Annotated in this window: 20 protein-coding genes, 2 tRNA genes and 1 pseudogene; 15 read left to right on the top strand and 8 right to left on the bottom strand. The window is 72.1% G+C overall.

The window, feature by feature from the left end; translation table 11 throughout:
* The first annotated feature begins 195 nt into the window (after window positions 1-195).
* The 10 genes and pseudogenes from AB0412_RS26055 to AB0412_RS26010 all read left to right on the top strand — a co-directional run.
* Window positions 196-768 carry a YqgE/AlgH family protein gene (locus tag AB0412_RS26055; protein ID WP_366405000.1) on the top strand — a complete coding sequence of 191 codons (573 nt, stop codon included), beginning with the start codon at window positions 196-198 and terminating at the stop codon, window positions 766-768.
* 29 nt (window positions 769-797) lie between these two features.
* Entirely contained in the window at window positions 798-1,085 is a 288-nt protein-coding gene (locus AB0412_RS26050) for a DUF3039 domain-containing protein (RefSeq protein ID WP_019754409.1), read from the top strand.
* A gap of 223 nt (window positions 1,086-1,308) precedes the next feature.
* The gene (locus AB0412_RS26045; RefSeq protein WP_366404999.1) at window positions 1,309-2,601 is read left to right on the top strand and encodes an extracellular solute-binding protein; all 1,293 of its coding nucleotides are present in this window, start codon (window positions 1,309-1,311) and stop codon (window positions 2,599-2,601) included.
* On the top strand, window positions 2,598-3,584 hold the full coding sequence (locus AB0412_RS26040; protein WP_366404998.1) for a sugar ABC transporter permease: 987 nt from the start codon (window positions 2,598-2,600) through the stop codon (window positions 3,582-3,584). The genes AB0412_RS26045 and AB0412_RS26040 overlap by 4 nt, the downstream gene beginning before the upstream one ends.
* Window positions 3,581-4,426, top strand: coding sequence for a carbohydrate ABC transporter permease (locus AB0412_RS26035; protein WP_366404997.1), 846 nt, complete (start codon window positions 3,581-3,583; stop codon window positions 4,424-4,426). The genes AB0412_RS26040 and AB0412_RS26035 overlap by 4 nt, the downstream gene beginning before the upstream one ends.
* 1 nt (window position 4,427) lies before the next feature.
* Window positions 4,428-6,059: a beta-N-acetylhexosaminidase gene (locus tag AB0412_RS26030; protein ID WP_366404996.1), complete on the top strand. Its 1,632-nt coding sequence runs from the start codon at window positions 4,428-4,430 to the stop codon at window positions 6,057-6,059.
* 329 nt (window positions 6,060-6,388) lie between these two features.
* A complete protein-coding gene (locus AB0412_RS26025) occupies window positions 6,389-7,282 on the top strand; it encodes an FAD binding domain-containing protein (protein WP_366404995.1) in 894 nt (297 codons plus the stop codon).
* Window positions 7,279-9,348: a 2Fe-2S iron-sulfur cluster-binding protein gene (locus AB0412_RS26020; RefSeq protein ID WP_366404994.1), complete on the top strand. Its 2,070-nt coding sequence runs from the start codon at window positions 7,279-7,281 to the stop codon at window positions 9,346-9,348. The genes AB0412_RS26025 and AB0412_RS26020 overlap by 4 nt, the downstream gene beginning before the upstream one ends.
* Window positions 9,345-11,651: a molybdopterin cofactor-binding domain-containing protein gene (locus AB0412_RS26015; protein ID WP_366404993.1), complete on the top strand. Its 2,307-nt coding sequence runs from the start codon at window positions 9,345-9,347 to the stop codon at window positions 11,649-11,651. The genes AB0412_RS26020 and AB0412_RS26015 overlap by 4 nt, the downstream gene beginning before the upstream one ends.
* 227 nt (window positions 11,652-11,878) lie before the next feature.
* A pseudogene (locus AB0412_RS26010) lies at window positions 11,879-12,283 on the top strand (SUKH-4 family immunity protein); the annotation flags it as partial.
* Here AB0412_RS26010 and AB0412_RS26005 read toward each other — a convergent pair.
* Window positions 12,276-12,347 (bottom strand) — tRNA-Cys (locus AB0412_RS26005). The pseudogene AB0412_RS26010 and the gene AB0412_RS26005 sit on opposite strands and share 8 nt — an antisense overlap.
* A 19-nt stretch (window positions 12,348-12,366) precedes the next feature.
* Window positions 12,367-12,464 (bottom strand) — tRNA-OTHER (locus tag AB0412_RS26000).
* A 176-nt stretch (window positions 12,465-12,640) separates the two neighbouring features.
* Here AB0412_RS26000 and AB0412_RS25995 point away from each other — a divergent pair.
* From AB0412_RS25995 to AB0412_RS25980, 4 genes are all read left to right on the top strand, one after another.
* Complete coding sequence (locus AB0412_RS25995) at window positions 12,641-14,101, top strand: MFS transporter (protein WP_366404992.1); 1,461 nt, start codon at window positions 12,641-12,643, stop codon at window positions 14,099-14,101.
* Window positions 14,102-14,235: 134 nt separating this feature from the next.
* Window positions 14,236-16,035, top strand: coding sequence for a DEAD/DEAH box helicase (locus tag AB0412_RS25990; protein WP_366404991.1), 1,800 nt, complete (start codon window positions 14,236-14,238; stop codon window positions 16,033-16,035).
* A 282-nt stretch (window positions 16,036-16,317) separates the two neighbouring features.
* Window positions 16,318-16,959: a helix-turn-helix domain-containing protein gene (locus tag AB0412_RS25985; RefSeq protein ID WP_260828138.1), complete on the top strand. Its 642-nt coding sequence runs from the start codon at window positions 16,318-16,320 to the stop codon at window positions 16,957-16,959.
* A gap of 180 nt (window positions 16,960-17,139) precedes the next feature.
* On the top strand, window positions 17,140-17,931 hold the full coding sequence (locus tag AB0412_RS25980; RefSeq protein WP_366404990.1) for a S16 family serine protease: 792 nt from the start codon (window positions 17,140-17,142) through the stop codon (window positions 17,929-17,931).
* 14 nt (window positions 17,932-17,945) lie between these two features.
* Here AB0412_RS25980 and AB0412_RS25975 read toward each other — a convergent pair whose 3' ends face one another.
* From AB0412_RS25975 to AB0412_RS25955, 5 genes are read right to left on the bottom strand one after another with little or no spacing between them, the layout of a single operon-like run.
* Window positions 17,946-18,914 carry a glycine betaine ABC transporter substrate-binding protein gene (locus AB0412_RS25975; RefSeq protein ID WP_366405057.1) on the bottom strand — a complete coding sequence of 323 codons (969 nt, stop codon included), beginning with the start codon at window positions 18,912-18,914 and terminating at the stop codon, window positions 17,946-17,948.
* A gap of 17 nt (window positions 18,915-18,931) precedes the next feature.
* Window positions 18,932-19,768: an ABC transporter permease gene (locus AB0412_RS25970; RefSeq protein ID WP_366404989.1), complete on the bottom strand. Its 837-nt coding sequence runs from the start codon at window positions 19,766-19,768 to the stop codon at window positions 18,932-18,934.
* Window positions 19,765-21,045, bottom strand: a complete 1,281-nt coding sequence (locus AB0412_RS25965) for a betaine/proline/choline family ABC transporter ATP-binding protein (protein ID WP_366404988.1) — start codon at window positions 21,043-21,045, stop codon at window positions 19,765-19,767. The genes AB0412_RS25970 and AB0412_RS25965 overlap by 4 nt, the downstream gene beginning before the upstream one ends.
* The gene (locus AB0412_RS25960) at window positions 21,038-21,685 is read right to left on the bottom strand and encodes an ABC transporter permease (protein ID WP_366404987.1); all 648 of its coding nucleotides are present in this window, start codon (window positions 21,683-21,685) and stop codon (window positions 21,038-21,040) included. Before AB0412_RS25960 ends, AB0412_RS25965 begins: the two co-directional genes overlap by 8 nt.
* A 27-nt stretch (window positions 21,686-21,712) precedes the next feature.
* Window positions 21,713-22,183 (bottom strand): Lrp/AsnC family transcriptional regulator, encoded by a 471-nt coding sequence (locus tag AB0412_RS25955; protein ID WP_366404986.1) that lies wholly within the window; start codon window positions 22,181-22,183, stop codon window positions 21,713-21,715.
* A gap of 122 nt (window positions 22,184-22,305) precedes the next feature.
* On the opposite strand from AB0412_RS25955, the gene hppD reads away from it, so the two are divergent.
* Window positions 22,306-23,454 carry a 4-hydroxyphenylpyruvate dioxygenase gene (hppD, locus tag AB0412_RS25950; protein WP_366404985.1) on the top strand — a complete coding sequence of 383 codons (1,149 nt, stop codon included), beginning with the start codon at window positions 22,306-22,308 and terminating at the stop codon, window positions 23,452-23,454.
* 80 nt (window positions 23,455-23,534) lie between these two features.
* Here the strand turns inward: hppD and AB0412_RS25945 are convergent, their stop codons facing one another.
* Entirely contained in the window at window positions 23,535-25,019 is a 1,485-nt protein-coding gene (locus AB0412_RS25945) for a tetratricopeptide repeat protein (RefSeq protein ID WP_366404984.1), read from the bottom strand.
* Window positions 25,020-25,096 lie beyond the last annotated feature (77 nt).

The raw sequence follows: 25,096 nt of genomic DNA, 5'->3' as shown, positions 1-25,096 counted from the left end.
CACCCCCCTTCTGTAAGCCCGAGCACGGACCAGCCACGTCATGGATCTGTCACAACACGAACCGTCCCGCGGTGTGTGCGAGCGGTCACCGGAAGGGGCGTGCGCCCGGGGTGCTCTGATGAGCCCTGAGCTGCATTCACCCCCGTACCCCCATTGCCTCCCCACGCGCGGGGAAGATGCGGGATCATGTCTGGCATGACCGAGGTGTCCTCGCTCACAGGGCGGCTGCTCGTGGCCACGCCCGCCCTGGCGGACCCGAACTTCGACCGCGCGGTGGTGCTCCTCCTCGACCACGACGAGGAGGGCTCGCTCGGTGTCGTCCTCAACCGTCCGACGCCCGTGGACGTGGGGGACATCCTGGAGGGCTGGGCCGACCTGGCCGGCGAACCCGGCGTCGTCTTCCAGGGCGGACCGGTGTCGCTCGACTCGGCCCTCGGCGTCGCCGTCGTCCCCGGCGACGCGGACGCCGAGGCCACCCCGCTCGGCTGGCGCCGGGTGCACGGCGCGATCGGACTGGTCGACCTGGAGGCCCCGCCGGAGCTGCTCGCCTCCGCCCTCGGCTCCCTGCGCATCTTCGCCGGCTACGCCGGCTGGGGCCCCGGCCAGCTGGAGGAGGAGCTGGTGGACGGCGCCTGGTACGTCGTCGAGTCGGAACCCGGCGACGTGTCCTCACCCTCCCCGGAACGCCTGTGGCGCGAGGTTCTGCGCCGCCAGCGCAACGAACTGGCGATGGTCGCCACGTACCCGGACGACCCTTCGCTCAACTGAAGCGTGTGACCTTCAGTACCCTGGCTGTTATGAGCACTCTTGAGCCCGAGCGCGGGACTGGTACGGGGACCCTCGTCGAGCCGACGCCGCAGACCTCCCATGGCGACGGTGACCACGAGCGCTTCGCCCATTACGTCCAGAAGGACAAGATCATGGCGAGCGCCCTCGACGGCACGCCCGTCGTGGCGCTGTGCGGCAAGGTGTGGGTGCCCGGCCGCGACCCGAAGAAGTACCCCGTGTGCCCCATGTGCAAGGAGATCTACGAGTCCATGGGCGCCGGTGGCGACGACAAGGGCAAGGGCAAGGGCGACAAGTAGGTCCGAGCCGCGGTGAGGCCCGCGGGGCCCCCGGGTGCGTTTTGCGCGCCCCGGGGGCCTTTGTGCTGTCCGGGCGTTGCAGAGGGTGCGTCGGCCGGTCACAGAGTGGTTGAGACCTCTTGTCGGCCCCTTGTGGCGTGGTTCACCCGTCCCTAGCCTCCGATGTGTTGTGCACAGCGAAACCATCATTGCGCATGTTGCAACGCACTCGGAGGAGCACTCCATGAAGCTGTCCGTCCGCCTCGTCGCGCTCGCGGCCCTCGTCGCCACCGCCGCCTGTGCGCCCCAGACCTCCGGCGACACCTCCTCCGGCAAGGACGAGAAGTCCGGCACCCTGCGGGTCTGGCTCTTCCAGGAGGTCAACAACAAGCCCAAGGAACAGGTCGTCGACTCCGTCCTCGCCGAGTTCGAGAAGGCACACGACGGCACCGACGTCACCGTCGAGTACATCCCCGTCGAGACGCGCGCCCAGCGCATCAAGGCCGCCTTCAACGACCCGAAGTCCGCGCCCGACCTGATCGAGTACGGCAACACCGACACCGCGGGCTATGTGAAGGACGGCGGACTCGCCGACATCAGCAAGGAGTTCGGCGCTTGGGAGGAGGCGAAGGACACCGACCCGACGGCCAGGCAGTCGGTGACCGTGGGCGGCAAGGTCTACGGGGCGCCGTACTTCGTGGGCGTGCGCGCGCTCTACTACCGCACGGACGTGTTCGAGGAACTTGGCCTGAAAGTGCCGCGGACGCAGGGTGAGCTGATCTCCACGGCGAAGAAGATCCGCGCCGAGAAGCCGGGGATGTACGGGATCGCCGTCGGTGGCGCCTACACGTACGGGGCGATGCCCTTCATCTGGGCGCACGGGGGCGAACTCGCCGTCGCGCAGGGGGGTTCGTACACCGCCGCGATCGACAGCCCGGCCGCTCGCAAGGGGATCGAGGCGTACACCTCCCTCTTCGGTGACGACAACTGCCCGGCCGCCAAGTGCGCGGGCATGGGCGGCAACGACACGGTGACCGCGTTCGCCTCCGGCAAGGCGGCGATGGCGATCGGGGGTGACTTCAGCCATGCGGCCGTGGAGGCGGGGAGCGTCAAGGGCAAGTACGCGGTGGTGCCGCTGCCGGGGGTGAAGCCCGGGTCCGTCGCTCCCGCGTTCGCGGGCGGGAACAACCTCGGGGTGCTGAAGTCCACGTCGCATCGCACGCTCGCCGTCGATCTGATGAAGCGGCTGGCGTCGAAGGAGGCGCAGGGGGAGTTGTTCGAGGCGATGGGGTTTCTGCCGACGTTCTCCGACGTGCGGGAGCGGGTAGCCGCCGAGGAGCCGTTCGTGAAGCCGTTCGTCGAGACGCTGGGGGCGGGGACGAAGTTCGTCCCGGTCTCGCCGGCGTGGGGGCAGATCGACTCGTCGCTGGTGTTGCCCACGATGTTCCAGGAGATCGTCAGCGGTAAGAAGAGTGCGGGTGAGGCTTCGGGGGACGCGGCGGAGAAGATGGACGCGGCGTTCGGCTCCGCCGGATGAGTGCGCCTCTGAACTCGGGGCTGCTTGGGCGTTCGCGGGTGCGGGTCGTCGGTGGCTTGCCGCGCCCCCGCGGCGGTGGCCGCACATCGAACGCAGCCCCGCGCCCCCATCGGTACTTCGGCGGGCCTTGGCTCTATCTCGCGCCCGCTCTCGTGGTCCTCGGCGGGCTGCTCGCCTACCCCATCTACCAGCTCGGGCTCATCTCGCTGTTCCACTACACCCAGGCGCAGGTCAGTGGGGGCGAGCCGACCACCTTTCAGGGGCTCGGCAATTACCGCGAGCTGTTCTCCGACTCGCAGTTCTGGCAGGTGCTCGTCGCCACCGTGGTGTTCGCCGCAGCGTGTGTGGTGTGCACCCTCGTCGTGGGCTGTGCGCTGGCCGTGTTGCTCACCCGGGTGCGGGCCCTGCCCCGGCTGGCGTTGATGCTGGCCGCGCTGGGGGCCTGGGCGACTCCCGCCATCACCGGGTCGACCGTGTGGCTGTTTCTCTTCGATGCCGACTTCGGGCCGGTGAACCGGGTGCTCGGGCTCGGGGACCACTCGTGGACGTACGGGCGGTTCAGCGCGTTCTTCCTGGTGCTGCTCGAAGTGGTGTGGTGCTCCTTCCCGTTCGTGATGGTGACGGTGTACGCGGGGATCCGGGCCGTGCCGGCCGAGGTGCTGGAGGCCGCCGCGCTGGACGGGGCCACGCAGTGGCGGATCTGGCGGTCCGTGCTGGCGCCGATGCTGCGGCCGATCCTCGTGGTGGTCACCATTCAGTCGGTCATCTGGGACTTCAAGGTCTTCACCCAGATCTATGTGATGACGGGCGGCGGCGGCATCGCGGGACAGAACCTGGTGCTGAACGTGTACGCGTACCAGCAGGCGTTCGCGTCCTCGCAGTACAGCCTCGGTGCCGCGATCGGCGTGGTGATGCTGCTGATCCTGCTCGGTGTGACGCTGGTGTATCTGCGGCTGCTGCGCCGCCAGGGGGAGGAACTGTGAATCTTCCGCGCGCGCGTGTGCGACGTCCGTGGCGGTTGGCGGCGGAGACCTCGGCGCTGGTGGTCGCCGCGGTGGTGGCCTTCCCGCTGTACTGGATGGTGCTCAGCGCCTTCAAACCGGCCGGGGAGATCGAGTCGGCCGAGCCGCGGCCGTGGACTCTCGCGCCCACGCTGGACTCCTTCCGGCGGGTGTTCGGGCAGCAGGAATTCGGCCGGTACTTCCTCAACAGCGTGGCCGTCGCGGTGGCCGTCGTGATCGCCTCGGCGCTGATCGCGTTTCTCGCGGCGACCGCCGTGACGCGTTTCCGGTTCCGTATGCGGACCACCCTGCTGATCATGTTTCTGGTGGCGCAGATGGTGCCCGTGGAGGCGCTGACGATCCCGCTGTTCTTCGTCATGCGGGACCTCGGACAGCTGAACACGCTGTGGTCGCTGATCCTGCCGCACATCGCGTTCTCCCTGCCGTTCGCGATCTGGATGCTCCGGGGGTTCGTGAAGGCCGTTCCGGAGGCGCTGGAAGAGGCCGCCTACATCGACGGGGCGAGCCGTGCGCGTTTTCTGTGGCAGATTCTCTTCCCGCTCGTCCTGCCGGGTCTGGTGGCCACGAGTGTGTTCTCCTTCATCTCCACCTGGAACGACTTCCTGTTCGCCAAGTCCTTCATCATCAGTGACATCTCCCGGTCGACGCTGCCGATGGCCCTGCTGGTCTTCTACAAGCCGGACGAGCCGGACTGGGGCGGTGTGATGGCGGCGTCCACGGTGATGACCATTCCCGTGCTGATCTTCTTCGTACTCGTGCAGCGGCGGCTGGTCTCCGGACTGGGCGGCGCGGTAAAGGACTGATGTGACCTCACCGACGGAACTGATTCCCGCACCGGGAGCCATCGAGGGGCCGATGCGCCGTGCCGTGCCGCTGACCCCCGGCACCACCTTGTGGGCCGGGCCCGGTACGGAGACCACCGAGCGCTGGTTGCGCTCCACCCTGGGCGCGGCGCTCGGGCTGCCGCTGCGGCCCGGGCCGGACGACGCCCCCGACAGCCTGCGGCTGCGGATCGACGGCACCCTCGCGCCCGAGGCGTACCGGCTCGCCGCGGTGGCGGACCGGGGCGTAGAGATCACCGGCGGCAGCGCGGCAGGTGTCTTCTGGGGGGCCCAGACGCTGCGCCAGCTGCTCGGTCCGGACGCCTTCCGCGCGGCGCCCGTACGGCAGGGCGGCACCCGGGAGATCCCGCACCAGATCATCGAGGACGCCCCGCGTTTCCGCTGGCGCGGTCTCATGCTCGACGTGGCCCGGCACTTCATGCCCAAGGACGGGGTGCTGCGCTATCTCGATCTGATGGCCGCGCACAAACTCAATGTCCTCCACTTCCATCTGACGGACGACCAGGGCTGGCGCATCGAGATCAAGCGGTACCCGCGGCTGACGGAGGTCGGTTCCTGGCGCGCCCGCACGAAATTCGGGCACCGGGCCTCGCCCCTGTGGGACGACAGACCGCACGGCGGCTACTACACCCACGACGACATCCGGGAGATCGTCGCCTACGCCGCCGAGCGGCATATCGACGTCGTCCCCGAAATCGACGTACCGGGCCACTCGCAGGCCGCCATCGCCGCGTATCCGGAACTCGGCAACTGTGACGTCGTCGACACCGCCTCCCTGACCGTCTGGGACACCTGGGGGATCAATCCGAACGTACTCGCCCCCACTGACAACACCCTTCGGTTCTACGAGGGGGTGTTCGAGGAAGTGCTGGAGCTGTTCCCCTCGCGGTTCGTTCATGTGGGCGGCGACGAATGCCCCAAGGACCAGTGGCGTCGGTCGCCGGCCGCGCAGGCCCGTGTCGAGGAACTGGGACTCGCCGGCGAGGACGAGCTCCAGTCGTGGTTCATCGGGCACTTCGACGACTGGCTCTCGGCGCGCGGGCGCAGACTCATCGGCTGGGACGAGATCCTGGAGGGCGGGCTGGCGAAGGGCGCGGCGGTGTCGTCGTGGCGCGGGTACCAGGGCGGGATCGCCGCCGCGCGGGCCGGGCACGACGTGGTGATGTGCCCCGAGCAGCAGGTGTATCTGGACCACCGTCAGGACGCGGGCGCCGACGAGCCGGTGCCGATCGGGTACGTCCGCACGCTGGAGGACGTCTACCGGTTCGAGCCCGTGCCGCCGGAGCTGACGCCTGAGGAGGCCGGGCATGTGCTGGGCACCCAGGCCAATGTGTGGACGGAGGTGATGGAGAACCAGCAGCGCGTGGACTACCAGGTCTTCCCCCGGCTCGCGGCGTTCGCGGAGGTCGCCTGGAGCAGCCTGCCCGCCCCCGCCGTGCGGGACTTCGCCGACTTCGAGCGCCGGATGACCGCCCACTACCGGCGGCTCGACGCGCTCGGCGTCGCCTACCGGCCGCCCGCCGGTCCGCTGCCCTGGCAGCGGCGCCCCGGTGTGCTGGGCCGCCCCATCGACGGGGCGCCGCCCCTGCGGTAGCCGAGGCGGCCCCTGCGGCAGCGGAAGCCTTCTCTGCGGTGGCGGGAGCCGTCCCTGCGGTCATGGAAGCCGCCCCTACGCGCGCGAAAAAGCGTCACAAGGGTCACTGAAGAGTGTCAATTCGGGCACTGCGTGCACTTCTGCGATCCGCGTGGGAAATCCGCCCATGTCCGGGACGAGGTGGGCGAACACCTCCTAGCGGACCCCCGTCTTCGGCGCTTGCCAAGATGTGCCAGAGTTGCCACGTCCGCCCTGTCAGCACGTACCGTACGGCAACACAGGTGGGACCACGTGGCACCAGGTGGGGAAGCGGGAAGGGGCAGCCGGCTTTGAGCACGCACGCACCGCAGGCGGCGCAGGCCGTCACGCTGCCCACGACTCTGGACGAGGCCGTGGCGGCCCTCGCCGCCATGCCGGCCGCCGTGCCCGTCGCGGGCGGCACCGATCTGATGGCCGCCGTCAACTCCGGGCAGCTCAGGCCCGCCGCGCTGGTCGGCCTCGGCAAGATCAGCGAGATCCGTGGCTGGCAGTACCTCGACGGCCACGCGCTGCTCGGCGCCGGACTCACCCACGCCCGCATGGGCCGCCCCGACTTCGCCGCCCTCATCCCGGCGCTCGCCGCCTCCGCGCGGGCCGCGGGCCCGCCGCACATCCGCAACGCGGGCACCCTGGGCGGCAACATCGCCTCCGCCGCGCCCACCGGCGACGCGCTGCCGGTGCTGGCGGCCCTGGAGGCGACGCTGATCATCGCGGGCCCGGGCGGAGCCCGCCGCGAGATCCCGGTGTCGCACCTGCTGGCCGGGATGGACATGCTGCGCGCCGGTGAACTCATCGGCTACGTGCGCGTACCGCTGCTGCACGCGCCCCAGGTCTTCCTGAAGGCCACCGGCCGCACCGGCCCCGGCCGCGCGGTCGCCTCCGTCGCCCTGGTCCTCGACCCGGCCCGGCGCGGCGTGCGCTGTGCGGTGGGCGCCATAGCGCCGATGCCGCTCAGGCCGCTGGAGGCCGAGCAGTGGGTCGCCCAGCTGATCGACTGGGACAACAACCGCGCGATCGTGCCGGAGGCGCTGACCGCGTTCGGGGAGTACGTCGCCGCGGCCTGCATCCCCGACGCCGCCCCCGGCGAGGACGGCGTCGTCCCGCCGCTTCCGCCCGCCGTACTGCACCTGCGGCGCACCGTCGCCGCGCTGGCCCGACGAGCACTGGGGAGGGCGCTGTCGTGACCGACGACCAGCACGGAGACCGGCACGCGGAGGGCGCGCCCCGCAGCGGAGGCCGCTGGGACCCGTTGCCGCAGGGCGACTACGACGACGGCGCCACCGCCTTCGTGCAGCTCCCCGAGGGCGGCATCGACGCCCTGCTGTCCTCCGCGGACAGCCCGCTCGCCGCGCCGGGCCACGGCTACGTGCCGCCGCAGATAACGGTCACCCCCGCCACCACCGCGGGCACCGACCCGGCAGCCACCGGCACCTGGTCCGTGCCGGGCGCCCCGGTCGACGGCGCCCAGTGGAACGACCCGCACACCGGGCAGCAGGGAGCGGCCCAGTCCGGGCAGGGCGCGTACGGCTACGAGCCGGGAGCCACCGGCCAGTGGACCTTCGAGGACGCGAACGCCGCGGAGCACTCCGAGGGCGCCGCGCCGGGCCACGACGTGACCGGCCAGTGGTCCATCCCCGTGGCGGACGGCGACCTCCCCGACGAGTCGGGCGAGTTCACCACGTCCGCGCTGGTCGAGCAGTGGGGCGGCAGCCCTCCGGCCACCCTCCCGGGCGGCGCCCCCGCCCCATGGGCCACCACACAGTCCATCGGCCGCCCCTGGGGGCCGGGCGTGCCGGGCGTCCCGCAGGACGACACCGACGCCCCCGGCGACCGCGAGCAGGACACCGGCCCCGCGCGGGCGGAAGCGGCACAGCAGCAGACGGACGACAGGCGCTCGCCGGCCGGTCCGGGCGCAGAGGGCCACGCTCCCGCGGACGGCCCGACCCACCAGGGCGACACCGGGCACGGCCACGACGGGTCGGACCGCGGTGTCTACGCGCATGGTGCGCCCGGCCAGGGCGGCTCCCCGCACGAACGGACGTCGCACGAGCCGGACGCCGGACCCCGGTCGTCCCACGAAGGCCGGCCGTACGCCGCCGAGCCGTACCCGGCGCCCCCCGGCGACCCGCACTGGCGGCCCGAGGCGTACCCGGAGCCCGGCGCCGAGGGCGGCGCCCCCGGCGAGTCCCGGGAACACCCGCAGGACCCCGTACGAGGCGACAGTGGGCCCCATGAGCCCTCCGCGTCCCCGGAGGCCACCGACGCCCCCGGGCGCTGCGACGAGGACGCCTCCGAGCCGGAGGACCACGCGGCCGACGGCGCCCGGACCGCCCCGAACGCGCAGGCCGGACCGGACCGCACCGACGACGGCCACACGGCCCCGGCCCCGTCCGGCGCCGCACAGCCCACGCGCACCAGCGTCGCCGAGCACGCAGCCGACGGCTCGCGCGCCCCGGAGGCCGGGCGCACGCCCGCCGAGGCCGCCCCCGGCGCACCGGCGGACGCCGACGGCGAACCCCGCGCCGCCGAGGCCACGGGCACCGACGGCGAACCCGCAGAACCCGCCCCCGAGGACTCCGCGCCCCCGCAGGGCCCGCCCCCCGGCGCCCCGCACGACGACCACCCCCTCGCCTCCTACGTGCTGCGCGTCAACGGCACCGACCGCCCCGTCAGCGACGCCTGGATCGGCGAGTCGCTGCTCTACGTGCTGCGCGAGCGGCTCGGCCTGGCCGGCGCCAAGGACGGCTGCTCGCAGGGCGAGTGCGGCGCCTGCAACGTGCAGGTCGACGGGCGGCTCGTCGCCTCCTGCCTCGTCCCGGCGGTCACCGCGGCCGGCAGCGAGGTCCGCACCGTCGAGGGTCTGGCCCAGGACGGGCAGCCCTCCGACGTGCAGCGGGCCCTGGCGCGCTGCGGTGCCGTGCAGTGCGGCTTCTGCGTGCCGGGCATGGCGATGACCGTGCACGACCTGCTCGAGGGCAACCCGGCACCGACCGAGCTGGAGACCCGCCAGGCCCTGTGCGGCAACCTGTGCCGCTGCTCCGGCTACCGGGGCGTGGTGGACGCCGTCAAGGAGGTCGTCGCCGAGCGCGAGGCCCTCTCCGCGTCCCCCGAGCCCGACCAGGAGCCGGACGAGCCCCGTATCCCGCACCAGGCGGGCCCGGGCGCCGGCGGCGTCAACCCGTCGGCGTTCCAGCCCCCGCAGGATCAGCCCTACGACCAGCCCTACGGCCAGGACGGAGGCCAGGCGTGAGCAACGAAGCAGCCACCGCACAGGCCGCCGAGGCACTCCCCGAGCCGGAGACCCTCCCGCACGGCCTCGGCGCCTCCCTGCCGCCCGCCGACGCCCGCGCGAAGACCGAGGGCACCTTCCCGTACGCCGCCGACCTGTGGGCCGAGGGCCTGCTGTGGGCGGCCGTGCTGCGCTCGCCCCACCCGCACGCGCGCATCGTGTCCATCGACACCAGCCACGCCCGCGAGATGCCCGGCGTCCACGCGGTCGTCACCCACGAGGACGTGCCCGGCGACCCGGTCTACGGCCGCGGCAAGGCCGACCGTCCGGTCTTCGCGTCCGAGGTCGTACGCCACCACGGCGAGCCCATCGCCGCCGTCGCCGCCGACCACCCGGACACCGCGCGGATGGCCGCCGCCGCCGTCATCGTCGAGTACGAGGTGCTCGACCCGGTGACCGACCCGGAGCAGGCCTTCGAGGCCGAGCCGCTGCACCCCGACGGCAACCTGATCCGGCACATCCCGCTGCGCCACGGCGACCCGGAGGCAGCCGGCGACGTCGTGGTCGAGGGCCTGTACCGCATCGGGCGCCAGGACCCCGCCCCGATCGGCGCCGAGGCCGGACTCGCCGTACCGCGCCCGGACGGCGGCGTGGAGCTGTACCTGGCCTCCACCGACCCGCACGCCGACCGGGACACGGCCGCCGCCTGCTACGGCCTGGAACCCGAATGGGTGAAGATCGTCGTCACCGGCGTCCCCGGCGCCACCGCCGACCGCGAGGACCGCAGCTTCCAGCTCCCGCTCGGGCTGCTCGCGATGAAGACCGGCTGCCCGGTGAAACTGGCCGCCACGCGCGAGGAGTCCTTCCTCGGCCACACCCACCGGCACCCCACCCTGCTGCGCTACCGCCACCACGCGGACAGCGAGGGCAAGCTGGTGAAGGTCGAGGCGCAGATCCTGCTCGACGCGGGCGCCTACGCCGACACCTCCTCCGACGCCCTGGCCGCCGCCGTCGCCTTCGCCTGCGGCCCGTACGTCGTGCCGAACGCGTTCATCGAGGGCTGGGCCGTGCGCACCAACAACCCGCCCTCCGGCCATGTGCGCGGCGAGGGCGCGATGCAGGTGTGCGCCGCCCACGAGGCGCAGATGGACAAGCTCGCCAAGAAGCTCGGCATCGACCCGGCGGAGCTGCGCCTGCGCAACGTCATGGCGACGGGCGACGTGCTCCCGACGGGCCAGACGGTGACCTGCCCGGCCCCGGTGGCGGAACTGCTGCAGGCCGTACGCGACCACCCGCTGCCTCCGCTGCCCAAGGACACCCCCGAGGACGAGTGGCTGCTGCCCGGCGGCCCCGAGGGCGCGGGCGAACCGGGCGCGGTCCGCCGGGGCGTGGGCTACGGCCTGGGCATGGTGCACATGCTCGGCGCGGAGGGCGCCGACGAGGTGTCCACGGCGACGGTGAAGGTGCAGGGCGGCGTCGCCACGGTGCTGTGCGCGGCGGTGGAGACCGGCCAGGGCTTCTCGACACTGGCCCGGCAGATCGTCCAGGAGACGCTCGGCGTCGACGAGGTGCATGTGGCACCGGTGGACACCGACCAGCCCCCGGCGGGCGCGGGCTGCCGGGGCCGCCACACGTGGGTGTCCGGTGGTGCGGTGGAGCGGGCGGCGAAGATGGTCCGCACGCAGCTGCTCCAGCCCCTGGCGCACAAGTTCGGCATGTCCACGGAACTGCTGCAGATCACCGACGGCAAGATCACCTCGTACGACGGTGTCCTGTCGACGACGGTCGCCGAGGCGCTGGACGGCAAGGAACTGTGGGCGACGGCCCAGTGCCGTCCGCACCCCACGGAGCCGCTGGACGAGTCGGGGCAGGGCGACGCCTTCGTCGGCATGTCCTTCTGCGCGATCCGCGCGGTGGTCGACGTCGACATCGAGCTGGGCTCGGTACGGGTCGTGGAACTGGCGGTCGCCCAGGACGTGGGCCGGGTGCTGAACCCGGCGCAGCTGGCCGCGCGGATCGAGGCCGGCGTGACCCAGGGCGTGGGCGTGGCCCTCACCGAGAACCTGCGCACCCCGCGCGGCGTGATCCGCCACCCCGACCTGACGGGCTACGCCCTCCCCACGGCTCTCGACGCCCCCGACATCCGCATCGTGAAGCTGGTCGAGGAGCGGGACGTGGTCGCCCCCTTCGGCGCGAAGGCGGTCAGCGCGGTCCCGGTGGTGACCTCCCCGGCGGCCATCGCCTCCGCGGTCCGCGCCGCCACGGGCCGCCCGGTCAACCGCCTCCCGATCCGCCCGCAGGCGGCCGTGGTGACGGGCGGCTGAGCCCCGCCCGTCTCGTCCCGTCCCGTTCCGCCCGGTCCCTGGAGGCAACGCTCGCCGTTGTCCGTGCGTCTGTTGTGGTGGAGGCCGTTGTCAGTGGCGGCGCGTAGGGTGCGAAGCGTTGGGGGACGGCTGCGGAGCACACGCAACACGGGGGAACCATGCACACGACGGGTATGACGGGCATCGCCGCGCTGGCGGCGAGCACGGGCACGTCCTTCGGACTCGCCCTGGTGAGGGAGTTCGGCCGGGGCGGCGTGTTCCGCTTCGAGGAGGTCGACTTCCCCGGCACGCTCACGCACGAGCCGACCCGCCGCTTCCTGAGCGAGACGGGCCTGCCGGAGGACGGCGGCCTGTTCGCACTGGACACCGACCTGCCGCTGCGCACCCTCACCGAGTACTACGCGGACGACCACGAGGACGGCTTCCGGCCCGAGGCCCTCCCCGCCGACGCCGACCGCCTCATACGCCTCGGCTCCCTGCTCGACGGCAACAGCCTGGTCGTCGACGGCGCCACGGGCGGGGTGCTGCACTGGAACGAGTGGGACGGCAAGCTCTCCCCGCTCCACGCAGACGTCGCCACCCTCGCCTTCGCCCTGTGGCTGCTCCACCGGAAGGCGTCGAAAGAGGCCGTGGCGGGAATCGAACCCGCGTAACTCGCTTTGCAGGCGAGCCCCTCAACCACTCGGGCACACGGCCGTGTCTCATTTCTCACGCACGGCCGTGGCGGGAATCGAACCCGCGTAAGTCCCCGCGAGCGGAGCTCGCTGATGGATGCAGCGCAGGCGAGCCCCTCAACCACTCGGGCACACGGCCGTGTTGATGGCTTGACCGTACGGTGGGGTGAGCGGGGGCTCAAGGGACCCGGGCGGGCTGCAACGGGACTGCCATACGCCGTTCATGAAGCACGCGCGGTCGTAGGACCAAGGGCGTAGCCCCGTACCTCCTCCCGACAGGGGTCAACCCCTCACTTGGCCCTTACCCTGGCGACCATGACTGCCCTCGAACGGCGTGACGCCGATGTCACCCCACCTCCGGCCGCGGAGCCCGCCGAGACCGTACTGAGCCGTTCGTACCGGGCGCTGAGCATCGGCATCGTGTCCGTCGTGCTGCTGATCGCGTTCGAGGCGACCGCGGTCGGTACGGCGATGCCGGTGGCGGCGCGGGAGCTGGACGGGGTGTCGCTGTACGCCTTCGCGTTCTCCGGGTTCTTCACCACGAGCCTGTTCGGGATGGTGCTCTCCGGCCAGTGGTCGGACCGGCGCGGACCGCTCGCGCCGCTGACCGCGGGCATCGCCGCCTTCGCGGCCGGGCTGCTGCTCGCCGGGACGGCGGGCGCGATGTGGCCGTTCATCCTGGGGCGGGCTGTGCAGGGGCTCGGCGGCGGACTGGTGATCGTCGCGCTGTACGTCGTCGTAGGCCGGGCCTATCCGGAGCGGCTGCGCCCGGCGATCATGGCGGCGTTCGCGGCGAGCTGGGTGGTGCCGTCGATCGTCGGCCCGCTCGCCTCCGGGGCGGTGACCGAGCACCTCGGCTGGCGCTGGGTGTTCCTCGGCATCCCGGTGCTCGTGGTGTTCCCGCTGGCGCTCGCGCTGCCACAGATACGCCGCCGGGCCTCCGGCCCGGTCGGCGGCGACGCGGAGACGGACCCGGCGAAGCCCGCGGAACCGGCCTCCTTCGACCGCCGCCGCATCCGGCTCGCCCTCGGCATCTCCCTGGGCGCGGGCCTCCTCCAGTACGCGGCCCAGGACCTGCGCTGGATCTCGCTCCTGCCCGGTGCCGCCGGCCTGGCGCTGCTGATCCCCGCCGTCCTCGGCCTGCTCCCGCGCGGCACCTACCGGGCGGCGCGCGGCCTGCCCTCGGTGGTGCTGCTGCGCGGCATCGCCGCCGGGTCCTTCATCGCCGCGGAGTCCTTCGTGCCGCTGATGCTGGTCACCCAGCGGGGGCTCAGCCCGACCCTCGCCGGGTTCTCGCTCGCGGCGGGCGGCGGCACCTGGGCGCTGGGCTCGTGGGTGCAGTCCCGGCCGCGGCTCGAGCCGTACCGGGAACGTCTCACCACGCTCGGCATGCTGCTGGTGGCCGCGGCCATCGCCGCCGCGCCCAGCGTCCTGATCGATGCCGTGCCCGCCTGGACGGTGGCGGTCGCCTGGGCCTTCGGCTGCTTCGGCATGGGCCTGGTGATCTCCTCCACCAGCGTGCTGCTGCTCCACCTCTCCGCCCCGGAGGAGGCCGGCACCAACTCCGCCGCCCTCCAGATCTCCGACGGCCTCTCCAACGTCATCCTGCTCGCCGCCGGCGGCGCCGCCTTCGCCGCGCTCGGCGGCGGCACGGTCACCCACACGGCCACGCAGGCCACCGGCTCCCACCCGGCCGCCTTCGCGGCGGTGTTCCTGCCGATGGCGGCGGTGGCCCTGGCGGGAGCCTGGGTGACGACGCGGCTGCGGGAGCGGTGAGCGCGGGGCGCCCGCCGGGCTGTGATGTCGGTCCCACCCGCGAGGGGTGCGGTGGCGTCCGCGCATGGGGACCGGCGGGGCGCCGGTAGGGTGGCCCGGTTGTCTGACGTTGCCGCTCGACCCCCACGGAGATCGTGACTACCACCGCCAGCTCCGCGTCCCACTCGCATCACCTGTCCCCGGCGTTCCCCGGGCGGGCCCCCTGGGGCACCGCCAGCAAGCTGCGTGCCTGGCAGCAGGGGGCGATGGAGAAGTACATCCAGGAGCAGCCGCGTGACTTCCTGGCGGTGGCGACGCCCGGCGCCGGTAAGACGACGTTCGCTCTGACGCTGGCGTCCTGGCTGCTGCACCACCATGTCGTGCAGCAGGTGACCGTGGTGGCCCCGACCGAGCATCTGAAGAAGCAGTGGGCGGAGGCGGCCGCGCGGATAGGGATCCGGCTGGACCCCGAGTACAGCGCGGGGCCGCTCAGCAAGGAGTACCACGGCGTCGCCGTGACGTACGCGGGTGTCGGCGTGCGGCCCATGCTGCACCGCAACCGGGTCGAGCAGCGCAAGACCCTGGTCATCCTCGACGAGATCCATCACGCCGGTGACAGCAAGTCGTGGGGCGAGGCGTGTCTCGAGGCGTTCGAGCCGGCGACCAGGCGGCTGGCGCTCACCGGTACGCCGTTCCGGTCCGACACCAACCCCATCCCCTTCGTGACGTACGAGGAGGGCGACGACGGGATCCGGCGGTCGGCCGCCGACTACACCTACGGGTACGGGTCCGCCCTCGCGGACGGCGTCGTGCGGCCGGTCATCTTCATGAGCTACAGCGGCAACATGCGCTGGCGCACCAAGGCCGGCGACGAGATCGAGGCCCGCCTCGGCGAGCCCATGACCAAGGACGCGGTCAGTCAGGCGTGGCGCACCGCCCTCGATCCGCGCGGCGAGTGGATGCCGGCCGTGCTGCGCGCCGCCGACCAGCGCCTGAGCGAGGTCCGCAAGGCCATCCCGGACGCGGGCGCCCTCGTCATCGCCTCCGACCAGGAGTCGGCCCGCGCGTACGCCAAGCTCATCCGCGACATCACCGGCCACAAGGCGACGCTGGTGCTGTCCGACGACGCCGGCGCCTCGAAGCGGATCGACGAGTTCAGCGCGGGCGACGACCGGTGGATGGTCGCCGTGCGCATGGTGTCCGAGGGCGTCGACGTGCCCCGCCTCGCGGTCGGCGTGTACGCCACCACCATCTCCACGCCGCTGTTCTTCGCCCAGGCCGTCGGCCGTTTCGTACGGTCCCGGCGGCGCGGCGAGACCGCGTCCGTGTTCCTGCCGACCATCCCCGACCTGCTGTCCTTCGCCAACGAGATGGAGCGCGAGCGCGACCACGTGCTCGACAAGCCCAAGAAGGACGGCGAGGAGGACCCGTACGCCGAGTCCGAGAAGGAGATGGAGGAGGCGAACCGCGAGCAGGACGAGGACACCGGCGAGCAGGACATGCTGCCCTTCGAGGCGCTGGAGTCCGACGCCGTCTTCGACCGGGTCATGTACAACGGCGCCGAGTTCGGCATGCAGGCCCACCCCGGCAGCGAGGAGGAGCAGGACTACCTCGGCATCCCGGGACTGCTGGAGCCGGACCAGGTGCAGCTGCTGCTGCAGAAGCGGCAGGCGCGGCAGATCGCGCACAGCCGCAAGAAGCCCGACGCCGAGGCGGATCTCCTCGAACTGCCCGCCGAGCGGCGCCCGGTGGTCTCCCACAAGGAGATGATGGAGCTGCGCCGCAAGCTCAACAATCTGGTCGGCGCGTACGTCCACCAGAGCGGCAAGCCGCACGGAGTGATCCATACGGAACTGCGCCGGGTCTGCGGCGGTCCGCCCGCCGCCGAGGCCACCGCGGGGCAGCTGCGGCAGCGGATCGCCAAGGTGCAGGAGTGGGCCACGCGAATGCGGTGACCGGACGCCGCAGGGACGTAAGCGGTCAAAGTTCGCTGATTCTTTAGCTCTCGTGCCCGGATTCTGGACGGAGCCTTCCGCTGGGCGAACAGGCTCGCTACTGTCCCGCTACGCACACGCCCCGTGGCAGCGTCGCCGCGGAGCGCAGCCGTGAAGCGACTGTGCCCGGGACCTGACCGGGCCGCCGGCCGATCGGCGGCCTCTGTAGCGCGTCACCGACGGGACTCGGTGACGCACAGGCAGCGAGGGGGCCGCCGACCTCACCACTAAGGAGTGGGCGTCGTGACCGCGGAGACCTCTCAGACGCTCGACAGGGGACTGCGTGTCCTCAAGCTGCTGGCCGATACGGACCACGGGCTGACCGTCACCGAGCTTTCCCACAAACTGGGCGTGAACCGGACCGTTGTGTACCGGTTGCTCGCCACGCTGGAGCAGCACGCACTCGTACGCCGTGATCTGGGCGGACGGGCCCGGGTGGGGCTGGGGGTGCTGCGGCTGGGGCGGCAGGTGCATCCGCTGGTGCGGGAGGCGGCGATGCCGGCCTTGCGGGCGTTGGCGGAGGACATCGGCGCGACCGCGCATCTGACGTTGGTGGACGGGGCGGAGGCGCTGGCCGTGGCGGTGGTGGAGCCGTCGTGGACGGACTACCACGTGGCGTACCGGGCGGGGTTCCGGCATCCGTTGGACCGAGGGGCGGCGGGGAAGGCGATACTCGCCGCGCGGCAGCAGCGGAACGGTGATCCCGGGTACACGCTGACGCACGGGGAGCTGGAGGCGGGGGCGTGCGGGGCTGCGGCGCCGCTGCTGGGGGTGACCGGGGTCGAGGGCAGCGTGGGTGTGGTGATGCTCGCGGATGTCGTGCCGGAGCGCGTGGGCCCTCGGGTTGTGGATGCGGCGCGGGAGGTTGCGGAGGCGTTGCGCTGAGGCTTGTTGCCCGGTGCGCGGTGCTGGCCGGGGGTGGGTCCGCTTGCCCGCGCGTGCGACTGGCGGTGGGTCGAGCTGCCCAGGGGCGCGGGGAACTGCGCGACCAGCCCCCACCGGGCCGCAGCTGCGCACGCCACAGCGGCCCCGTTGCCCGCTGCTGGGGCACGTTACATTGACTCCGTGCTCTCTCGTCTCTCGCGTCCCCAGGCCCTCGCTGTTTGTGGTGCTCCTGTCGTCGGCCTGCTTGCCACCGCCCTCTTCGCGCCTCTGCCCTTCTCCGTGGCGCAGCCCGGGATGACGGCCGATGTGCTGGGGGAGAACAAGGGGGCGCAGGTGATCACGATTTCCGGGGCGCCGGTGCGGGAGACCAGCGGGCAGTTGCGGATGACGACCATCGAGGCGACCTCGCCGGACACGCGCGTCAGTCTCCCCGATGTGATCGACAGCTGGTTCCGTACCGATCAGGCCGTCATGCCGCGGGACTCCGTCTACCCGAGCGGGGACACCACCCAGGAGATCGAGCAGTTCAACCGCGAGCAGATGAAGGAGTCGCAGGACGAGGCGACCGAGGCCGCGCTGAACTATCTGAAGCTGGACGACAAGGACGTCGACGTCAGTCTGAAGCTCGCCGACGTCGGTGGGCCCAGCGCCGGGCTGCTCTTCTCGCTCGGCATCGTCGACAAGCTCAACGGCGACGGCAGCGGCGGCGACCTCACCGGGGGCCGGGTCATCGCCGGGACCGGCACCATCGACGCGGACGGAACCGTCGGTGCCGTGGGCGGTGTGCCCCTCAAGACGCAGGCCGCCCGGCGGGACGGCGCGACCGTCTTCCTCGTGCCGAAGGCCGAGTGCGCCGACGCGCGGGCCGAGCTGCCCAAGGGGCTCCGGCTGATCCCCGTCACCACCCTCAAGGGCGCCGTCGACGCGCTCGTCTCGCTGGAGAAGGGCACGGGCAAGGTCCCCAGCTGCTGACCCCCGGCCCGCGGCTACCCCTCCTTCACGAACCCCTGCTTCACCATCCAGTCCAGCGCCACCTGGTGCGGGTCCTCCCCGTCCACGTCCACCTTCGCGTTGAGGTCCTGCGCCACGGTGTTGTCCAGCTTCGCCGTCACCGGCGCCAGCACCTCCGCGATGGCCGGCCACTCCTTCAACGTGTCGCTGTTGACCGTCGGTGCCGCGTTGTAGTTCGGGAAGAACTTCTTGTCGTCCTCCATCACCACCAGGTTCATCGACTTGATGCGCCCGTCGGTCGTGAAGACCTCACCGTAGGTGCAGGCACCCTTCGCGGTCTGGGTGTAGATGATCCCGGTGTCCATCTGTGTGACGTTCCGCGCGGGCAGGTCCATGCGGTACGCCCGCTCCATGCCCGGCAGCCCGTCCGCGCGGTTGGCGAACTCGCCCTCCACGCACAGCGTCACCGCGCCCGGGTCGGACTTGGACAGCTCGGCCACGTCCGACAGGGTCCTGGTGCGGTACTTCTCGTAGTTGGCCCGGTTCATGGCGAGGGCGTAGGTGTTGTTCAGCCGCGAGGGCTCCAGCCAGGTCACCCCGTTCTTCCGGTCGGCATCCCGCACCGCCAGCCACTGTTCGCGCGGGTCGGGGATGGGGTCGCTGTTGCCCTGGTACGTGATCCAGGCGGTGCCCGTGTACTCGAACCCGGCGTCCGCCTCGCCCTTGACGACCGCCTCCCGGGAGCCGACCGAGCCCTGGATGCCGGTGCGGTCGACGACCTCGGCGCCGGCCGCCTGGAAGGCGATGCCCATGATCGCGCCGAGGATCAGCTGCTCGGTGAACTCCTTGGAGGTGACGGTGAGCTTCGCGCCGTCCAGTGGCTTTCCCTGCCCGATCGAACCCGGTTCGACGTCGTCGACCATGGGGGAACCGCTGGTCAGGCCGCAGGCGGAGGCCGCCGCCAGCAGCACCCCGGTGAGCAGCACAGACGTGCGCCGGCTCAGGAGACTCACGCCCCGCGTCATGTCGCCGCCTCCAGCCCCCGCGGCCGCAGCAGCAGTTCGGCCAGGGACGCCAGCCAGTCCACCAGCAGCGCCAGCGCCACCGTGAGGACCGAGCCCACCATCAGCACCGGCATCCGCTGACTGGTGATCCCGGTGGTGATCAGCACGCCCAGGCCGCCGCCCCCGCCGAAGGTCGCCAGCGTCGCCGTGCCGACGTTCAGGACGAGCGCCGTGCGCACGCCCGCCAGGATCAGCGGGACCGCCAGCGGCAGCTCCACCCGTGTGAGCACGCCCAGTGGGGACATGCCGATGCCGCGGGCCGCCTCCAGCAGTGTGGGGTCGTTGGCCTTCAGGCCCGCGATGGTGTTGGACAGCACCGGCAGCACGGCGTAGGCGATCATGCCGATCAGCGCGGCCCTGCGGCCGATGCCCAGCCAGATCACCAGCAGCGCGAGCAGACCGATCGCCGGGGTCGCCTGGCCCATGTTGGCGAACGCCATCGCCGCCGGGGTGGCCCTGCTGAACGCCCGCCGGGTCAGCAGGATCCCCAGCGGGATCGCGATGATCAGCACGAAGAACGTCGAGATCGCGGTGAGCCCGATGTGCTGCCACAGCGCCTTGCTCACCTGCCCGTCGGACAGCGCGTTGCGGGTGAGGGCGTCGAGGTCGGCCTGCTCGAACCACAGCCAGGTCGCCAGCAGCACGGCGATCAGCACCGCGGGCAGGAGCGTCAGCTTCTGCCAGGTCACCCGGGGCGGCTTCGCCGTGGGCGGCGGGGGAGCCGGCCCGGTCGCGTCCGACGGCTCGTCCTCTCCCGGGACCGAGAGCCCCTGCTCGCTGGACGGGGTCCTCACGCCTTCGGCTCCCCTCCCACGCCCTCCTGCTCGGCGTGCGTCTGCGCGGCCCGCAGCTCCTGCAGATCGTGCTGGGCCTCCAGCGCCTCCAGCCGGTCGGCCTCCATCAGTTCGTGCACGGAGTTCATCAGCGTCTCCACGTCGACGACGCCCTCGTACTCGCCGCGCCGCCCGGTGACCGCCACCCGTCCCGCGTTGTCGGTGAGCACGGCCTCCAGTGCGTCCCGCAGGGTCGCGTCCCGGGTCACCGTGTCGCTGACCAGCGTGCCCGCGCGGGCCAGCGAGCCCTTGGCCCGCATCAGGTCGCCGCGCCTGAGCCACTTGTAGGGGCGGCCCCGCTTGTCGAGCAGCAGGATCTCGTTGGTGCCGCTGGAGCGCAGCCGGTTGAAGATGTCCTGGAGCGGATCGTCGACGGTCACCGTCGGGTACTCGGTGATCTCCACGTCCCGTACGCGGGTGAGGTTGAGCCGCTTCAGGGCGGCGCCCGCGCCGACGAAGCCGGAGACGAAGTCGTCCGCCGGGTTGGTGAGGATCGCCTCCGGGGTGTCGAACTGGGCGATGTGGGAGCGTTCGCGCAGCACCGCGATCCGGTCGCCGAGCTTGATCGCCTCGTCGAAGTCGTGGGTGACGAAGACGATCGTCTTGTGCAGCTCGCGCTGCAACCGGATCAGCTCGTCCTGGAGGTGGTCCCGGGTGATCGGGTCGACCGCGCCGAACGGCTCGTCCATCAGCAGCACCGGCGGATCCGCGGCCAGCGCCCGCGCCACGCCCACCCGCTGCTGCTGACCGCCGGACAGCTGCCGCGGGTAGCGGCCGTGGAACTCGCCCGGTTCGAGACCGACCAGGTCCAGCATCTCCTCCACCCGGGCCCGGACCCGCGCCGCGGGCCAGCGCAGCATCTTCGGCACGAGCGCGATGTTCTGCGCGACCGTCATGTGCGGGAACAGCCCGCTGGCCTGGATCGCGTAGCCGATCGTGCGGCGCAGTTTCACCGGGTCCATGTCGGTGACGTCCTCGCCGCCGATCCGGATGCGGCCCGCGGTCGGCTCGATCAGCCGGTTGATCATCTTCAGGGTGGTGGACTTCCCGCAGCCGGACGGGCCGACGAAGACGACCGTCTCACCGGCCCGGATGTCCATGCTGACGTTGTCCACGGCCGGCTGCGCGCTGTGCGGGTAGCGCTTGGTGAGGTGCTCCAGCTCGATGGTGGCGCCCGCCTTGGCGGCCGGGGCGTCGGAGGCCGGCTCGGGCACGGAGCCCTCGGGGAGCTCAGGCACGGATCCCCCTCGGAATGGTCAGCCGCCCGATCAGCACGTACGCGGCGTCGAACAGCAGGGCGAGGATGATGATGCCGAGGGTGCCCGCGAGGACCTGGTTCAGCGCGTTCTTGCTGCCCAGGGAGGCGATCCCGCGGAAGATCAGGTTGCCGAGGCCGGGGCCGGAGGCGTAGGCGGCGATGGCGGCGATGCCCATGAGCATCTGCGTGGAGACCCGGATCCCGGTCAGGATCGGCGGCCAGGCCAGCGGCAGCTCCACCCGCGCCAGCCGGGCCACGCGGGACATGCCGATGCCGGTGGCCGCGTCGACCAGCGACGGGTCGACCCCGCGCAGGCCCACGATGGAGTTCCGCACGATCGGCAGCAGCCCGTACAGGGTCAGGGCGATCACCGTGGGCGGCACCCCCAGCCCCACGACGGGGATCAGCAGACCGATCATGGCCAGCGCAGGGATGGTCAGCAGGGTGGCGGTGGTGGTCGTGGCCAGGTTGCCCGCCCACTCGCTGCGGTAGGTCGCCACCCCGATCAGCACACCGAGCGCGGTCGCCACCACCATGCACTGGAAGACCACGCTGGCGTGCTGATAGGCGTCGGTGAGCAGCTGCTGGTGCCGGCTCTCCAGGTACTCCCAGAAGTTCACACTCACCCCCAGCTCGGCCAGGTCGTCTCAGTCGCCGAGCGCCGCCTGCTCCACCAGCGGGATGATCCGCAGCGGGACGGGGTTCTCCATGACGATCGCCGTGGAGGCCCGGACGATGCCATCAAAACCGACGACGCGGTCGATCACCCGCTGGAGATCGGCGTTCGAGCGAGCCACCAGCCGGCACAGCATGTCGCCGGTGCCGGTGGTGGTGTGCAGCTCCAGCACCTCCGGAACGGTCGCCAAGTGGGCCCGTACGTCGGCTCCTTGGCCCTGCCGGATCTGCAGCGTGGCGAACGCGGTGACCGGGTAGCCGAGGGCCGCCGGGTCCACCTGGGGGCCGAATCCGCGGATGACTCCGTTCGACTGAAGCCGGTCGAGCCGGGCCTGCACGGTGCCCCGGGCCACCCCCAGCCGCCGCGACATCTCCAGCACTCCGATCCGCGGCTCTCGCGCCAGCAGCGCGATGATCCGGCCGTCCAGCTGATCGATCGCCATGCCACCCCTCCCGGTGGTCATCCTGTACAGAAAGCCCGCCGATACCGGCGTACGGCTGAACACATTGCCCAGTGATTCAGCGAACTATTGCGCACCTTGCCGGGCTGCACCACCCTGCCCCTATGACGCAGACCACACACCACACTCCCGAGACCACCGCCCGGCAGGCCGACCCCTTCCCGGTCAAGGGAATGGACGCGGTCGTCTTCGCCGTGGGCAACGCCAAGCAGGCGGCGCACTACTACTCCACCGCCTTCGGCATGAAGCTGGTCGCCTACTCCGGACCGGAGAACGGCAACCGCGAGACCGCTGCGTACGTTCTGGAGAGCGGCTCCGCCCGCTTCGTCCTCACCTCGGTGATCAAGCCCAGCACCGAGTGGGGCACCTTCCTCGCCGAGCACGTGGCCGCGCACGGCGACGGCGTCATCGACCTCGCCATCGAGGTGCCGGACGCACGCGCCGCGTACGCCTACGCCGTCGAGCACGGCGCCCGCTCCGTCGCCGAGCCGTACGAGCTCAAGGACGAGCACGGCACGGTCGTCCTCGCCGCGATCGCCACCTACGGCAAGACCCGCCACACCCTGGTCGAGCGCACCGGCTACGACGGCCCCTACCTGCCCGGCTACGTCGCCGCCGACCCGATCGTCGAGCCGCCCGCCCAGCGCTCCTTCCAGGCCATCGACCACTGCGTCGGCAACGTCGAGCTCGGCCGGATGAACGAATGGGTCGAGTTCTACAACAAGGTCATGGGCTTCACGAACATGAAGGAGTTCGTGGGCGACGACATCGCCACCGAGTACAGCGCGCTGATGTCGAAGGTGGTGGCCGACGGCACGCTCAAGGTCAAGTTCCCGATCAACGAGCCCGCCATCGCCAAGAAGAAGTCCCAGATCGACGAGTACCTGGAGTTCTACGGCGGCGCGGGCGTCCAGCACATCGCGCTGAACACCAACGACATCGTGCAGACCGTCCGTCAGATGCGTGCGGCCGGTGTGCAGTTCCTGGACACCCCGGACTCGTACTACGACACGCTCGGCGAGTGGGTCGGCGACACCCGGGTGCCGATCGAGACGCTGCGCGAGCTGAAGATCCTCGCCGACCGCGACGAGGACGGCTACCTGCTGCAGATCTTCACCAAGCCGGTCCAGGACCGTCCGACGGTGTTCTTCGAGCTGATCGAGCGGCACGGCTCGATGGGCTTCGGCAAGGGCAACTTCAAGGCGCTGTTCGAGGCGATCGAGCGCGAGCAGGCCAAGCGCGGCAACCTCTGACGCCGTGAGCAGCGGCGCGGCGGGCATCCACGGGGGGTGCCCGCCGCGCCCCTGCCGGCAGGACACCCCTGGGAGACCCCCTAGGACACGTCCGCCCCCGCCTCGACCGGCGGCTCGCCCAGCCGGGCCAGCGCCGCCTTCGCCTCGCGCGCCCCGAGCGGCGAGAAGTACGGGTTGATCTGCATCGCCTCCCGCAGACGCCGCCGCGCGGCCCCGTGCTCCTCCAGCGCCCGCTCGATCATGCCCCGGTGGTACACGTACAGTGCGCTGCGCACCCCGCCGCCGCGCTCGCCCTCCGTCGCCCGCACCGCGTAGTCGAGGGCCTCCTCGTGCTCCCCGGTCCGGTGCAGCGCCCAGCCCAGCGCGTCGGCCACCGCGGTCGACGGATGCTGTCTCCACTCCGCCCGCAGCCGCCGCACCGCCGCCTCCGGGTCCCCGTGGTCCGCCTCGTACCGGCCGAGCACCAGATCCTCGTCCACGCCGTGCGCGGCGGCCTCCCGGACCCGCTCGCGCAGCAGGTCGTACTGCACCTTCGCCGCCTCGGGCATGCCCACCGAGGCGTACAGCTCGCCCAGCTCCAGCGCGTACTCGGGCCGCGGCTGCTTCTCCAGCGCCACCCGGTAGGCGCTCAGCGCCTCCGTGGTCCGCCCCAGCGCCGCCAGCACCCTGCCCTGCCCGGCCTGCGCCGCCCGCTGGTCGGGATCGAGCCGCACCGCCTCCTGGAAGTGCCGCAGCGCGTCCTGAAGGTCGCCGCGCTCCCACGCCAGCTGCCCGGCGCGCTCCACATACGCCGCCCGCTCCGCCGGCTCGACGGCCGCCGCCGCCGCGTCGGCGAGCTGCGCCGCCGCGTCCTCCCGCCAGCCGCGGTCCCGGTACACGGCCGCCGCGTGCGCCATCACCGCCCGTCCCGTGCGCAGTTCGGTGAGCCGGTCCAGCATCCGGCCCACCGCCTTGTGATCACCGAGTCCGGCGCACGCCTCGATCAGCAGCGGATACGTCGTCCACGCCTTCGGCTCCAGCTTCCGCGCCGCCTCGCCCCACTTGCGCGCCGCCGCGAAGTCCCGGCGGGCGTTGGCCAGCGCCGCCAGGCCGCGCAGCGCCGCCGCGTTCCGCTCCGGCCGTACCTTCAGCGACGTGCGCAGCGCCTTCTCGGCCCGCGGGTAGTACGCCGGGTCCGCCAGGCGGCGCCCCTGCTCCACCTGGGCCGCCCCGAGCACGGCCCAGGACGCGGCGTCCCGCGGATGCTTCCCGAGATGCCGCCCGCGCTCCTCGATGAGCACCTGGAGATCGGGCAGCGAGGCCGGCACCCCGCTGGTGACCGCCGTCAGGGCCCGCGCTCCCGGCGCCGGCTGCGGCGGCCCCCCGTCCTCTCCGCCCCACGGCAGCAGCGCCAGCAGCCCGCCGAGCACGGCACTCCCGGCGACCGAGGCGAGCAGCAGCCGGCGGCGGACCGTGCGGCGGCGGGGCTCCTGTGGCGGGTCGTCGACGGCCGGCTGCTCCTCCGGCTCGTCGACCGGCTTGTCGAGTGGCGTGTCGGCCGACTGGTCGACTGGCTTGTCCTCCATGGCGCACACTGTGCGGCACACCAGGGGCTCGTACGACGATCACACCCCGTGTGCTGCGCCTGCCGTACACGGGGTTC

The organism is Streptomyces sp. NPDC052012 (assembly GCF_040689265.1).
Lineage (GTDB): Bacteria > Actinomycetota > Actinomycetes > Streptomycetales > Streptomycetaceae > Streptomyces.
This window is presented reverse-complemented; position numbering and strand designations above follow the sequence as displayed.